General features: G+C 61.6%; 10 protein-coding genes. 8 read left to right on the forward strand and 2 right to left on the reverse strand.

Annotated features, from left to right (window positions below):
• The first annotated feature begins 11 nt into the window (after window positions 1-11).
• The 3 genes from H145_RS0110815 (at window position 12) to H145_RS0110825 (ending at window position 3,251) form a co-directional block, all read left to right on the forward strand.
• On the forward strand, window positions 12-344 hold the full coding sequence (locus H145_RS0110815) for a translation initiation factor (RefSeq protein ID WP_019948164.1): 333 nt from the start codon (window positions 12-14) through the stop codon (window positions 342-344).
• Between the two features lie 74 nt (window positions 345-418).
• Window positions 419-835 (forward strand): DUF1622 domain-containing protein, encoded by a 417-nt coding sequence (locus tag H145_RS0110820; protein ID WP_019948165.1) that lies wholly within the window; start codon window positions 419-421, stop codon window positions 833-835.
• A 280-nt stretch (window positions 836-1,115) separates the two neighbouring features.
• On the forward strand, window positions 1,116-3,251 hold the full coding sequence (locus H145_RS0110825; protein WP_019948166.1) for a glycoside hydrolase family 97 protein: 2,136 nt from the start codon (window positions 1,116-1,118) through the stop codon (window positions 3,249-3,251).
• Between the two features lie 201 nt (window positions 3,252-3,452).
• Here H145_RS0110825 and kdsB read toward each other — a convergent pair whose 3' ends face one another.
• Complete coding sequence (gene kdsB / locus H145_RS0110830; protein ID WP_019948167.1) at window positions 3,453-4,193, reverse strand: 3-deoxy-manno-octulosonate cytidylyltransferase; 741 nt, start codon at window positions 4,191-4,193, stop codon at window positions 3,453-3,455.
• Window positions 4,194-4,389: 196 nt separating this feature from the next.
• On the opposite strand from kdsB, the gene H145_RS0110835 reads away from it, so the two are divergent.
• The 5 genes from H145_RS0110835 to rlmF all read left to right on the forward strand — a co-directional run bounded on the left by H145_RS0110835 (window position 4,390) and on the right by rlmF (window position 10,934).
• Complete coding sequence (locus tag H145_RS0110835; protein WP_083937762.1) at window positions 4,390-5,361, forward strand: LysM peptidoglycan-binding domain-containing protein; 972 nt, start codon at window positions 4,390-4,392, stop codon at window positions 5,359-5,361.
• A 148-nt stretch (window positions 5,362-5,509) separates the two neighbouring features.
• Window positions 5,510-6,268 (forward strand): TIGR02757 family protein, encoded by a 759-nt coding sequence (locus tag H145_RS0110840; RefSeq protein WP_019948169.1) that lies wholly within the window; start codon window positions 5,510-5,512, stop codon window positions 6,266-6,268.
• Between the two features lie 248 nt (window positions 6,269-6,516).
• Window positions 6,517-7,140, forward strand: a complete 624-nt coding sequence (locus tag H145_RS0110845) for a DUF4136 domain-containing protein (RefSeq protein ID WP_019948170.1) — start codon at window positions 6,517-6,519, stop codon at window positions 7,138-7,140.
• Between the two features lie 244 nt (window positions 7,141-7,384).
• Window positions 7,385-9,808, forward strand: coding sequence for an endonuclease MutS2 (locus H145_RS0110850; RefSeq protein WP_019948171.1), 2,424 nt, complete (start codon window positions 7,385-7,387; stop codon window positions 9,806-9,808).
• A 193-nt stretch (window positions 9,809-10,001) separates the two neighbouring features.
• Window positions 10,002-10,934, forward strand: coding sequence for a 23S rRNA (adenine(1618)-N(6))-methyltransferase RlmF (gene rlmF / locus H145_RS0110855; RefSeq protein WP_019948172.1), 933 nt, complete (start codon window positions 10,002-10,004; stop codon window positions 10,932-10,934).
• 108 nt (window positions 10,935-11,042) lie between these two features.
• Here the strand turns inward: rlmF and H145_RS0110860 are convergent, their stop codons facing one another.
• A complete protein-coding gene (locus H145_RS0110860; RefSeq protein ID WP_019948173.1) occupies window positions 11,043-13,352 on the reverse strand; it encodes a phospholipase D-like domain-containing protein in 2,310 nt (769 codons plus the stop codon).
• Window positions 13,353-13,644: the final 292 nt, after the last annotated feature.

Raw genomic sequence — 13,644 nt, forward strand, 5'->3', positions numbered from 1 at the left:
CATTCTCACTTATGAAAAACAACCGGCAGGGCGTGGTGTACTCCACCAACCCCGATTTCAGCTACAACGAGCCCGGCAACGAAACGGCCGCCACGCTGCCGCCCCAGCAGCAGCAGCTGCGCGTGCAGCTCGATAAAAAAGCCCGCGGGGGCAAGCAGGTAACGCTGATAACCGGCTTCGTGGGCCAGGAAGGCGACTTGCAGGAGCTGGGCAAGCTGCTCAAGAGCCGTTGCGGCGTGGGCGGCAGCGCCAAAGACGGCGAAATCCTCATCCAGGGCGACTTCCGCGACAAAGTGCTGGCCCTCCTGCTGGAGAAGGGCTACAAGGCGAAACGCAGCGGCTAAAAAAGCTGCCCGAGACCAACCATGCCGCCCGCCACGGCCGTACACTTTGTTTTTCTCCATCTTGCCCGCTACCGATGGCTGACACTGTACTTCCGAACGTTTCCAACGCGTACACCCAGGTCGAAGACGCGGTGGTGCACATTGTGCTGTGGCTGAAGCTGGGGGCCGAAGCCATCGGTGCCGGCATCATTGTGCTGGGTATTATCCTGGCGGGCGTGCTGTTTGCCAAAGCCCTGCTCCGGCGCCAGACGGCCGATTTCAACGCCATTCGGCTTACGCTGGCCCGCTACCTCGCGCTGGCGCTGGAGTTTCAGCTCGGGGCCGATATCCTGTCTACCACCATCGCCCCAAGTTGGGAGCAGATCGGCAAGCTCGGCGCCATTGCCGTCATCCGAACCGCCCTCAACTTCTTCCTCTCCCGCGAGATGAAGGACGAGCACCGCACCGCCGCCGAGCACCACATTCAGCGCAAAGCTCACCAGCAGGAGTAGGGTTTTTTTGGTGATGGAGGTATGAGGTGATAAGGGGAGTGTCATTCTGAGCGGAGCGAAGAATCTCGCGTGCCATGGTAACCCCGTCGTCAGGAATTACTGTGGCACGCGAGATTCTTCGCTGCGCTCTGAATGACGTTCATTGCCTCACGTCTCCCGCCCAAATAGTCAATGGGGCGCGAGCAACGGGCAACGCACTGGTAGCCGGGGCGGCGGCAGGGGCCGAACTTGCGCTTGCTAAAGGCTGGTTGGCCAACTCCTGTTACTTCACTCCGCACCTATGCTTTCTTCCTGCGTTTTATGGCGCTCCGGCCGCAGCCTGCTGCTGCTCCTGTTTCTGTGGACCACCGCCACGCTGGCCCGCGCCGAAGAGCAGCTCCAGTCGCCCGATAAGCAGCTGACGCTACGGGTAAACCTGACGGCCGACGGCACGCCCACCTACAGCCTCACCTATAAAGGCCGGGCAGTGCTTAAGCCCAGTCAGCTGGGTCTGGAACTCAAAGACACGCCCAGCCTCACCAACGGTTTCGTGCAGACCGACGCCGTGCGTAAAGCCATCGACGAGAGCTGGAACCCGGTGTGGGGCGAGGTGAAAACCATCCGCAACCACTACAACGAGCTGGCCCTCACGCTCACCCAGCCCGCCACCAAACGCACCATGCTGGTGCGGTTTCGGCTGTTCGATGACGGGCTGGGCTTCCGCTACGAGTTTCCGCGCCAGCCCGAGCTGGGCTATTTCGTGGTGAAGGAGGAGAAAACCCAGTTTGCCCTGGCCGGCGACCACAAGGCGTTCTGGCTGCCCGGCGACTACGACACCCAGGAGTACAGCACCGTCACCTCCCGGCTCTCGGAGGTGCGCGGGCTGATGAAGGCGGCCGTAACGCCTAATGCCTCGCAGACCACGTTTTCGCCCACCGGCCTGCAAACGCCGCTGATGCTCAAAAGCCAGGATGGGCTCTACATCAACATCCACGAGGCCGCGCTGATTGACTATTCGACCCTCTCGCTCGACCTCGACGACCAGACCTTCACGCTCAACGCCCACCTCACACCCGACGCCCAGGGCAACAAGGGCAACCTCCAGACGCCCAGCCTCTCGCCCTGGCGCACGGTTATCGTCTCCGACCGGGCCGCCGGCATCCTCGAATCCAAGCTGGTGCTCAACCTCAACGAGCCCACCAAATACACCGACACCAGCTGGATAAAGCCCATCAAGTACGTAGGCGTGTGGTGGGAGATGATTACGGGCAAAAGTTCGTGGTCGTACACCAACCAGGAAAACATCAAGCTCGACTCCATCGACTACGCCAAAGTGCAGCCCAACGGCACGCACGCCGCCAACACGGCCCACGTGAAGGAGTACATCGACTTCGCCGCGAAGCATAAAATCGACGCTGTGCTGGTCGAGGGCTGGAATACCGGCTGGGAAGACTGGTTCGGTAAGCACAAGGAGTACGTGTTCGATTTCGTAACCCCGTACCCCGATTTCGACATTGCCGAGCTCAACCGCTACGCCCACAGCAAGGGCGTGAAGCTCATCATGCACCACGAAACCAGCGGGGCCGTGCGCAACTACGAGCGCCACCTGGAAAAGGCGTACACGCTGATGAATAAGTACGGCTACGACGCCGTGAAAAGCGGCTACGTGGGCGACATTCTGCCGCTGGGCGAGTACCACTATGGCCAGTGGATGAACAACCACTACCTCTACGCCATCACCGAGGCCGCCAAGCACCGCATCATGGTGAATGCCCACGAGGCCGTGCGCCCCACAGGTCTGGCCCGCACCTACCCCAACCTCATCGGCAACGAGTCGGCCCGCGGCACCGAGTACGAGTCGTTCGGCGGCAACAACGCCGACCACACCACCATTCTGCCCTTCACCCGCCTCGTGGGTGGCCCGATGGACTACACGCCGGGTATCTTCCAGACCCGCATCAGCGCCTATAACCCGAAGAATAACTCGTTTGTGCACAGCACCCTAGCCCGGCAGCTGGCCCTGTACGTAACCATGTACAGCCCGCTGCAAATGGCCGCCGACCTGCCCGAAACCTACAACAAGTTCCTCGACGCCTTCCAGTTCATCGAAGACGTACCCGTGGACTGGGACGACACCCGCATCCTCGAAGCCGAGCCCGGCGACTACATCACCATTGCGCGGCTGCAAAAAGGCGGCAGCAACTGGTTTATCGGCAGCACCTGCGACGAGCAGGGCCGCACCAGCAACATCAGCTTCAGCTTCCTGCAGCCGGGCAAAAAGTACGAGGCCACCATCTACGCCGACGGCAAGGGCGCCCACTACGAAACCAACCCGCAGGCCTACGCCATCCGCAAAATCACCGTCACCAGCAAGAGCAAACTCAAGCAGTACTGCGCCCCCGGCGGCGGCTATGCCATTAGCATAGTGGCGAAGTAGAAGGGTTATGCATCAAAAATGGCCGTTGAACGCCCCGCTCGGGAGCTGTTCAACGGCCATTTCCTGTTCCTATAGGATTTGCGTGGAACGACCGTAGCCCGCAGTTCCCGCTTCGCGGGTCGTTGCTGACTACCAAACGACGTCGTTCAACGATACGCGAAGCGGGAGCTTCGCGCTACGGCCGTTCTGCGTGAGTCTGTTTCAACCCGCAATAAAACGCAGCGCCCGTTCTACGTCCTCCGGCGTATCAATGCCAATCGTTTCCAGCTCGGTTTCGGCCGTCTGGATGAGGTAGCCGGCTTCGAGCCAGCGGAGCTGTTCGAGGCTCTCGGCCAGCTCCAGGGGCGAAGGCGGGAGCTGGGTGAGGGCGCGCAATACCTCGGGGCGGTAGGCGTAGAGGCCGATGTGGCGCAGGTAACGGTGGTGGGCCAGCCACTCACTTTGTGGGTACTGGCGCTGGTAGGGCAGGGGATGGCGGCTGAAGTATAGCGCCCGGCCCCGGCTGTCAAGCACCACTTTGGGCAGGTGCGGGCTCAGCAGTTCCTCTTGGCTGACAACCGGCTTTACCAGCGTCCCGATTTGGGTTTCGGGGTTGGCAAACAAGGCCAGCAACGCGTTTATCTGATCGGGGTGAATGAATGGCTCGTCGCCCTGAATGTTCACGATGCAGTCGGCCTGCACGCCCAGCTGCTCGTAGGCGTCGCGCACCCGGTCGGTGCCGCTGGGATGGTCGGGGCTCGTGAGCACGGCCTCGCCGCCGAAGCCGCGCACGTGGGCCAGAATCCGTTCGTCGTCGGTGGCCACCACTACCCGCTGTAGGTTGGCCTGCCGGGCCTGGCGCACTACCCGTTCTATCATGGTCTGGCCGCCGAGGTCGATGAGCGGTTTGCCGGGCAGGCGGGTGGAGGCGTAGCGGGCGGGGATGATGCCGATGGCGAGCATAGGAGCGAAATGAGAAAGCCGAGGCGCAAGAAACGGCAAAACCGCGAACCACTGGCCACCACCAGCCGGGTGCCCGCTACATAAACGGCTTTTGGCCGATTGGACCGGTACTAAAGCCCGAATCCGTAACTTTAGGCAAAGTTTATGCGGCGGTGCCGGCTTCGGCCCACCTGCCCGCTTTGTGTACTGCTCCCCTATGTCCCGATTTTCGTTGCTGACCGCCGCCCTCGTCCTCTCCGGCCTTTCCGCGTGGGCGGCCCCCGCGCCGGTTGCCCCGCCCGATTCCATCGGGGTCGAGTACCGCAACAACAAGCTGCTCATTCGCCACCGCGTAACGGCCGGCGAAACCATTTACGGCCTCTCGCGCCGCTACAAAGTGCCCGTTGAAGACATCGTAGAAGCCAATTCGGGGCAGAAAGGCCAGCTCAATCTGGGCCAGATCGTGCTCATCCCGCGTACCCGGGTAGTGCTCACGCCCGCCCCGGCAACCCCGGCCAAAGCCGCGCCGGCGCCCGCCACGGCCACTGCTGCCGTGCGCGCCCTGCCTACCGACGCCAACGGCAACCGCGTATACAAAGTGGCCCCGGGCATGACGCTCTACGCCATTGCCCGCCGCTTCCAGACCACGCCCGCCGAACTGGCCCGCCTCAACGGCTTCGCGGCCGACCATAGTGTGCGGGTGGATGAAGTGGTGATTGTGGCCTCATCATCCGGTCCGGCCGGCCCACCCGCGCCCGTGGTGGCCCCCACGGCCCGCCCCACCGCCCGCGAAAAAGCTGTGGCCCGCGACGCTGAGCGCGACAAAGCCCGCGACGAAGCCACCTCGCCCGCCGTTACGCCCGAGCCTGCCGATGCCAAGCCCGAAGCCAAAGAGACCCCGGTCCGCGTCAGTGAAGCCGGCCGCCGCGTTACGGAAAGCGGCCTGGCCATGGTCATTCCCACCGACGCTTCGGATAAATACCTGGCTCTGCACAAAACGGCCGCCGTGGGCACCATCATGGAGGTGCGCAACATCATGAACGGCCAGGCCGTGTACGTGCGCGTCATCGGCCGCCTGCCCGACACCGGCGAAAACGACAAGGTGCTGCTGCGCCTCTCCAAGCGCGCCGTGCAGCGCCTCGCCACCCCCGACCAGCGCTTCCGCGTCGAAACCAGCTACGTGCCGTAAGGTGAGATGGTGATTTGGTGATTTGGTGCGTTTTATGTTCGAGGAGACGCATGGCACCATACCCGCCCATTTCACGCCGAAAGGCCTACCAGACCCTGGGGCGCCCGAACATCAAACTCACCAAATCACCACCTCACCAAATCACCTTATGAACCACGCCCAGGTGCGGGCGCTGCTCGACGAGAAGTACCGCCGCTACGACCAGCCCGGCTTTATTGCCCTCGACCCCATCAGTATCCCGCACCAGTTCTCGGCGCCCGCCGACGTGGAAATCAGTGCCCTGTTTGCGGCGGTGCTGGCCTGGGGGCGGCGGCCCACCATCATCAGCAAGTGCCGGGATTTGCTGGCGCGCATGGACAACGCGCCCCACCAGTTCATCACCCAGCACCACGACGACGACCTGAAACGGCTGCTGGGCTTCTGCCACCGCACCTTCTGCGACACCGACCTGCTGTATTTCGTGCACTGGCTGCGCTGGTACTACGGCCAGCACTCGTCGCTGGAAGATGCGTTTCTGCAAGGCAACACCCAAAAAGAGCGGCTGGAAAACTTCCACAACCTTTTCTTCAGCCTCGAAGATGTGCCCCAGCGCACCCGCAAGCACGTGGCCACGCCCGCCCGCGGCTCGGCCTGCAAGCGCCTGAACATGTACCTGCGCTGGATGGTGCGCGAGGATGAGCACGGCGTGGATTTCGGCCTCTGGACGCGCCTGTCGCCCGCCGACCTCATCTGCCCCTGCGACGTGCACGTGGAGCGCGTGGCCCGCCGCCTGGGTTTGCTGGAGCGCAAGCAACTCGATTGGCTGGCCGCCGAAGACCTCACGGCCCACCTGCGCACCTTCGACCCGCTCGACCCCGTGAAGTACGATTTCGCCCTGTTTGGGCTGGGGGTGGAAGGGGAGATGTAGGGCAACGGTTGCTTATTTGTCCGACCTTACAATCAGCCGAAGCGGTGTTTATATAATTTCAGCAAGTGTATAAATTTAATTAGATAATCATTTTATAATTGTTGAGCTTAATAGAATAAATAAACTCAACAATATATTGGCGTATGAAATATAAAAATTTTGGCCAAACGTTAATATATTAAACGCCAGCGTCAACGCATCGTATGAAAAGCTAGATATAATGGTTTTACCTTTTAGCTTTTCATACAATGACTATTAAAACCCTTCTTGTGGCCACGGGTGTGGCGCTAATGACTTTTGGCTGCAGCGAATCGAAGCAGGCCGTAACGGTAGGCAGCGAGCAACGCGGCCAGGACGTTGCTGGCGGGGCCGGCACTGCGGGCGCCCTCAATGCTACCGATGAGCCGGACTTCAGTAAGTACAAAACTTACTCCTGGGCTTCGCAGGTACAAGACGAGCAAAACAACACGTATTTCCTGAATGACTTGGTATTCAAAACAATGCTGCGCGATGCGGTGGCCCACGAAATGGCTTCTAAGGGCTACACCTACCAGCCCGGCACCGGCGACCTGGTGGTTAACTTCCGCGTGTTTGAGCAGCCGACCGAGTTGAAAACGACTGACAATCTAGGCCAGGGTTATTGGGGTACTACTGAGCCCTACTCCTATAACAGCCAGCGCCAGGGTGAGGTAAAACTCGACAAAGGCAGCATTTTAGTGCAAATGATTGACCGGCAAAAAGGCGAGGAAATATGGCAGGGATACGCTTCCGGATTAACCGACGGCAACGTATTTAATAAAGACAAGGATAGGATTTATCAGGCTGTCGGCGCCATTTTTAGTAAATATAATCACCGAGCTGATAAACTGTAAGGCCTACTTGATTTCATGCATATTGAAAAGCCGGTTTCTGCTTAACGGAAGCCGGCTTTCCTGCGTTCGGAGCACATTAGTACTACCTGCCAGCTCCTTGCTAAACCGCAGCCTAGGTTTTGCACTTCAATTGCCGCGCCTCCCATACCTGGGGTAGCAGCCAAAATAGTGGCGGCAACGAATCTTTCACGGCCGGTATCCTGTTTACCTTTACACTCCATTCCGATTTCCAAGACTACCCAATTTGATTCTTCCCCAGAATTTCGAGCAGAAAATTGGCTTTTCGCAATTGCGCGATATGCTAAACGAGTTGTGTTTAAGCGGCCTGGGCCGTCATTTTGTGAGCAAAATGAGCTTCCAGACGCAGGCCGAGCCACTGCAGAAGCTGCTGCTGCAAACCGACGAGTTCCGCCAGCTGCTCAACAGCGGCGCCGATTTCCCCGGCAGCCACTACCACGATGTGAACCAGTACCTGGTGCGGGCCAACCTACCAGGCTCCTACCTCGATGTGGCGGCGTTCTTCGCCATCAAGATGAGTCTGCGCACCATTCGTGAGGCGCTCCAGTTTTTCTCGCGGGCCGAGGACGACCTGTACCCCACGCTGCGCCTGCTGGGCATCGGCGTGCAGGTCGACCGCAACCTGCTGGCCGCCATCGACAAGGTGGTGGACGATGAGGGCCAGGTCCGCGACGATGCTTCGCCGCTGCTCCGCCAGCTGCGCCAGGAGCTGATTTCTAGGCAGATGCTGCTGCGCAAGCAGATTGCGGGCATTCTACGCCACGCCCGCCAGCAGGGCTGGGTGCCCGAGGGCGCCGAGCCCACCATCCGGGGTGGCCGGCTGGTGCTGCCGGTGGTGGCCGAGCATAAGCGCCGCGTCAAGGGCCTGATTCACGACGAGTCGGCCACGGGCCAGACGGTGTACATCGAGCCCGAGGCCGTGTTCGAGCTCAACAACGACATCAAGGACCTCGACAATGCCTACCAGCGCGAGCTGATGCGCATTCTCACCCAGCTCACGGCCCAGCTGCGCCCCCACATTCCGGATTTGCGCAAGGCCTACCAGTACCTGGGCCTCATCGACTTCATCCGGGCCAAGGCTCAGCTGGCCCGCCGCCTCGAAGCCACGCTGCCCGTGCTGCACCCGCAGCCGCTGCTGCGCTGGCAGCAGGTGCGCCACCCGCTGCTCTACCTCACCTTCCTGGCCCACGCCAAAAACGACCCCCGCGAAGTCGTGCCGCTCGATATTGAGCTGAACGCCGAGCAGCGCATCCTGCTGATTTCGGGGCCCAACGCCGGGGGTAAGTCGGTGAGCATGAAGACGGTGGGGCTGGTGCAGTACATGCTGCAGTGCGGGCTGCTCATTCCGGCCGGCGAGAAGTCGGAGGCCGGTATGTTCGATGATGTGTTCATCGACATTGGCGACGAGCAGAGCCTGGAAAACGACCTGAGTACCTACTCCTCGCACCTGCTGAACATGAAGCAGTTCGTGACGCTGGCCGGCAAGCGCAGCCTGGTGCTGATTGACGAATTCGGTACCGGCACCGAGCCCAGCCTGGGTGGGGCCATTGCCGAGGCCGTGCTGGAGCAGCTCAACCGCGCCCGCGCGTTCGGCGTCATCACCACGCACTACACCAACCTGAAAAACTACGCCGAGCGCACGCCCGGCATCGTGAACGGGGCCATGCGCTACGACCCCGACCAGCTCCAGCCGCTCTACCGCCTCGAAATCGGCAAGCCGGGCTCCTCGTTCGCCATCGAAATTGCCCGCAAAATCGGGTTGCCCAAGCAGCTCGTCGAGCGGGCCAGCCAGCTCGTGGGCAAGGATAAAATCCGCTACGACCAGCTGCTCGAAGGCCTCGAAAAGGAGAAAACCGAGTTGGAGCAGCGCACCGCCGAAGCCGCCAAAGCCGAGCGCCGCCTCAAAAAAGCCGCTCAGGAATACCAGGACCTCAAGCGCTACCTCGACGACACCACCCAGGAAACCCTGCGCACGGCCAAAGCCCAGGCCAAAACCCTGCTGCGCGACACCAACCAGCAAATCGAGGCCACCATCCAGGAAATCCGGCTGGGCCAGGCTGACAAGGAGCGCACCAAGGAGGCCCGCGGCAAGCTCGACACCTTCGTGCGCGAGAAGCTGCAGATTGAGCCCCCTAAGGCCCGCGCCACCCGCGAGCTGGCCGACGCCGCCACCCTCAAGCCCGGCGACAAAGTGGCGCTGCTGGGCCAGGAGGGCCACGGCGAAATCATGAGCGTGAAGGGCAAAACGGCCGAGGTATCGTTTGGCGGCATGAAAACCATCGTCAAGATCAGCCAGCTCGAAAAGCTCACGCGCTCCGAAATTCGGGAGCGGGAAAAAAAGGCGGCCCGCCTGGCTCCGGCCCAGTACGCGGGCTCCGGCTTCGACACCACCGGCCGCATGGCCAGCTTCAACCCCACGCTGGACCTGCGCGGCGAGCGGGCCGAGGACGCCCTCAACAAAATCCGCAGCTACGTCGATGATGCCATTATGCTGGGCATCCCGGAAATCAAAATCCTGCACGGCCGCGGCAACGGCGTGCTCCGCCAGATTGCCCGCGACTACCTGCACCAGACCCGCGAAGTAGCCAGCATCGCCGAAGAGCACGCCGACCGTGGCGGCGACGGCGTGACGATTGCGGTGCTGAAGTAAATCACAGATGATGCAGATGGTGCAGATGAAGAGGATTCGTTCTGCTACCACGGATTTAGGCGATAGTCTGAACTGCAAAACCGGATAACTGCTGCAAACGATGCAGAATGTGTGTTCTTTGCCAATTCGCAACGGCAGAACGAATCCTTTTTCATCTGCACCATCTGTGATTCCATCTGCAACATCTGTGATTATGCATCCGCGCAACCCCCACAACGGCCGCTACGATTTCGCCCAGCTTACGGCCGCCAGCCCCGCGCTGGCCGCCTTTGTAGTGCCCAACCCGGCCGGTGACAACAGCATCGACTTCGCCAACCCCGCCGCCGTAAAGGCCCTGAACCAGGCGCTGCTGCGGCAGCACTACGACGTGCAGCACTGGGACGTGCCGGCCGGTTACCTCTGCCCACCCATTCCCGGCCGCGCCGACTACCTGCACTACGCCGCCGACCTGCTGGCCACCGATAACGCGGGAGTAGTGCCGACCGATAAAGCCGTGCACGTGCTCGACATCGGCGTGGGCGCCAACTGCGTGTACCCCATCATCGGCAGCAAGGCCTACGGCTGGCGCTTCGTGGGCTCGGAAACTGATGCGGTAGCGCTGAAATCGGCCAGGGCGCTGGTGGCGGCCAACCCGGCGCTGGTGAACCGGGTGGAGCTGCGGGCGCAAAGCCACCCGGCTTTCGTGTTCGAGGACATCGTGAAGCCCCGCGAAGAGTTTGACCTAGTGGTGTGCAACCCGCCCTTCCACGCCTCGGCCGAGGAGGCCGCCAGCGGCAGCCGCCGCAAGGGCCGCAACCTCGGCTACGCCAAAGCAGCCGGTGCGCCGGTGCTCAACTTCGGGGGGCAAAACACCGAGCTGTGGTGCGAGGGGGGCGAAGAGGGATTCCTCAAGCGCATGGTGGCCCAAAGCGTGGCCGTGCGCGAGCGGGTGCTGTGGTTCAGCACACTCATCTCCAAAAAGGAAACCCTGCCCAGCATCTACCACTTTCTCAAGCTGGCCGGCTCGCCCGAAACCCGCACCATCGAGATGAAGCAGGGCCAGAAAATCAGCCGCCTCGTGGCCTGGACTTTCCAGACGCCCGAGCAGCGCCAGGAGTGGGCCGCACGGCGCTGGAAGGCACAATAAGTAACCTTCATTCTGCATTTGATGCAGGACTTATACCGCAAGTAAAAAGGCGGCTCCCGGTTTCGGGAGCCGCCTTTTCAATACAGCAAGCTGTAAACTATTGGGTGGCTACTCCACTACCACGCGGCTAACCTGGGTGGCTTCGGGCGTCACGATTTGCACCAGGTAGAGGCCGGCTTTCAGGCCCGAGGCGTCTACGCTCACGTCCTGGCCGTTGAGGGGCTTGGTCTGGTCGAGCACTACGCGGCCGGTGGCATCGCGCAGCACTACGCGGGCGGTGCGGGCGGCGTTGCTCTGCACCCGCAGGCGGAATTTGCCGCTGGTGGGGTTAGGGTACACCTGCACGCTGCTGCGCTGAATGGTGGCGTTTTTGGTGGCCAGCACCAGGTTGCACACCTGTACGCCGTTGTTCTGGTCGGCAATGCGCTGGGCAAACTCCTGGTAGTACTGGTTGACAATGCGCTCATCATGCACAATCAGCGTGTTCTCGTCGTTTTCGGTGTTGGCCGACAGGCTCCAGTTGTGCGAGCCCACGAACACCTGCGGGTCCGAGGTCGGGGCCGTGGCGTCGATGATGGCGTACTTGTGGTGCATAATGCCGGGCTGCTTGTCGATCATGATGCGCGGGCCGAGCACGGTTTTGATGTTGTCGAAAATATCCTGGGCGGCGCTGTTGGCCTGAATCGAGTTCATCACCATCTCCGAGCAGCCCGCCATGTTCTTGGCCTGAATCTGGGCAGCAATGGCGTTGCCGATATCCGTCTGGGTGAGCAGCATGGTGGCAATGTGCAGGTCGTGGTCGGCCGTTTTGATGGTCTCAATCAGGCGGCCGTTCACGTTGTCGGTGGGCGAGAACCACGATTCTACCTGCTTGCCGGCAATGTTGAAGTAGTGCGGCGTGTTGTCGGTTTTGCGCGAGCCGAACAGGGCCGTGGCCTGGGTGCCGGCGCCCCACATCTCGTTGAACTCGACGGTGTAGGTGCGGGCCAGCGACTGATCCTGGATGGCAATGGAGTTGTTGCGGTCGGTGCTGAGCTGGGCGGGCGTCCAGTTGGTCGAGCCGGTCCACACCCAGGGCTGCTTGGGCTCGGTGCTGTTGGCGTCAATCACCACAAACTTGTTGTGCATGATGTTCTGCACCGTCTGGCGGCCGATGCGCGGAATGGCCGCGTCGAGGCTGGCGATGCTGACGTTGGCGTTGTCGTTCTCGAAAATCACGCGCACGGCCACGCCGCGGGCCTTGGCGGCATTTACGGCCGCCACAATCGTGGGGCTGTTCCAGTTATAGATGGCAATGTCGAGCGTTTTCTGGGCCAGGCCGATGTAGCGGGCTACCGTGTCGGCCATGGTGCCGTTGGGCAGGTACAGGGCCTCGTTGCCGGGCAGGGCCAGCGCCGTATTCACGGGGTTGGTGAAGTAGGTGCGCATCTTGCCCGTCGAGAGCGACGCCGTAATCATGGGCACCACCCGCGACTCGGACAGGCCCACGTCGTTGGTACTGCTGGCCTTCACGTAGTAAATGGTGGCCGGCTGCAGGCCCGTGAGGGAGAGGCTGTGGCCGGTGGTGCTGGCGACATTATTCACGGCCGTAAACGGGCCGGCGGGGCTGGTGGCGTACTCCAGCTTGGTGCTGCCGGCGTTCAGGGTGGTGAAATTCACCGTGAAACTGGTAGTGGTAATGCTGGTGGGGTAGGGCGTGCCGAGCAGGTTGGGCGTGTTGCCCTGCTGGAAGTCGGCGTAGAGGCGCGGCAGCAGCTGGTAGCCGTCGGCCGAGCCGCCCGCGCCGGTGGGTGCTTTGGTGGCGTACTGGCTCATGATGCCCACCACGTCGAACTTGCCGGTGGGCGAGGGCTTGCCAATGAGGCCGTCGGGCCCGTTGGAGGCCTTGTTCACGTACATCACCGTGGCGGCGTTGCCGCTGATGCGGTAGGTGGTGCTGGTGAAGGCCGACACCGGCGCGCCCGAGGTAGTGGTGATGGTGGTGGCGTCGACCAGCTTCACCAGCTGGCCCTCATACTGCTCGGCGTAGGCCGCGGTGGCTCCGCTGGCCGGAAACTCGACCGGCTTGGGCACCGGCCGGTTGCCGGCAATCACTTCGAGCGAGCTGACCGGGTCGATTTCCAGCAGGCCGTTGTAGTCCTTCATGATGCCGGTTACCAGAATTGAGTCGCCGGGTACCAGTTCGGCAGTTTTGGTCGAGGAGTACACGGCAATGCCGCCGGTGCCGTCCTGCATGTAGCGGATGGCGCCCAGCTCGGAGCCGTTGGTGACGATGCCGCGCAGCGTAACGGTGGCGCCCGACGTGTTGTAGGCGGGGGCCTGCGCCCGGGCCGCCCCAATGGTAAGGGCGGTTTGCGCCTGCGCCGACTGCCAGGCAGCCGCGCTCAGCAGCAGGGCTAGCAAGGGTAATTTTTTCATCAAATGAAGAACAGAAATGGGTGGAAAAACGAAGTGATGCGCGGGCCGCGGAATAGCAAAGATCCTGATTTCAAGGACAAAAAACGAGGCGACCGGATGAAGTTTGCATGATGAAGCTGTTTAGGAAGTAGAAGATGGGGCAATTTTGCGCAGCAACAATACGGTGAAGGCCAACCAGTGCATGGCCAGCCAGTTTTGCAAGCTGGTTTCGTAGCGCACGAGCAGGGTCTTGAAGCCGTCAAGCCAGGCGTTGAGGCGCTCAATGACCAGGCGTCGGCGGTAGAGTTCGGGG

The organism is Hymenobacter aerophilus DSM 13606 (assembly GCF_000382225.1).
Classification (GTDB): Bacteria; Bacteroidota; Bacteroidia; order Cytophagales; family Hymenobacteraceae; genus Hymenobacter; species Hymenobacter aerophilus.

Coding starts and splice junctions, on each gene's coding strand:
- H145_RS0110825 (WP_019948166.1), top strand. CDS start 1,116: ATGCTTTCTTCCTGCGTTTTATGGCGCTCCGGCCGCAGCCTGCTGCTG.
- H145_RS0110860 (WP_019948173.1), bottom strand. CDS start 13,352: ATGAAAAAATTACCCTTGCTAGCCCTGCTGCTGAGCGCGGCTGCCTGG.
- H145_RS0110840 (WP_019948169.1), top strand. CDS start 5,510: ATGAACCACGCCCAGGTGCGGGCGCTGCTCGACGAGAAGTACCGCCGC.
- kdsB (WP_019948167.1), bottom strand. CDS start 4,193: ATGCTCGCCATCGGCATCATCCCCGCCCGCTACGCCTCCACCCGCCTG.
- H145_RS0110845 (WP_019948170.1), top strand. CDS start 6,517: ATGACTATTAAAACCCTTCTTGTGGCCACGGGTGTGGCGCTAATGACT.
- H145_RS0110835 (WP_083937762.1), top strand. CDS start 4,390: ATGTCCCGATTTTCGTTGCTGACCGCCGCCCTCGTCCTCTCCGGCCTT.
- H145_RS0110820 (WP_019948165.1), top strand. CDS start 419: ATGGCTGACACTGTACTTCCGAACGTTTCCAACGCGTACACCCAGGTC.
- rlmF (WP_019948172.1), top strand. CDS start 10,002: ATGCATCCGCGCAACCCCCACAACGGCCGCTACGATTTCGCCCAGCTT.
- H145_RS0110815 (WP_019948164.1), top strand. CDS start 12: ATGAAAAACAACCGGCAGGGCGTGGTGTACTCCACCAACCCCGATTTC.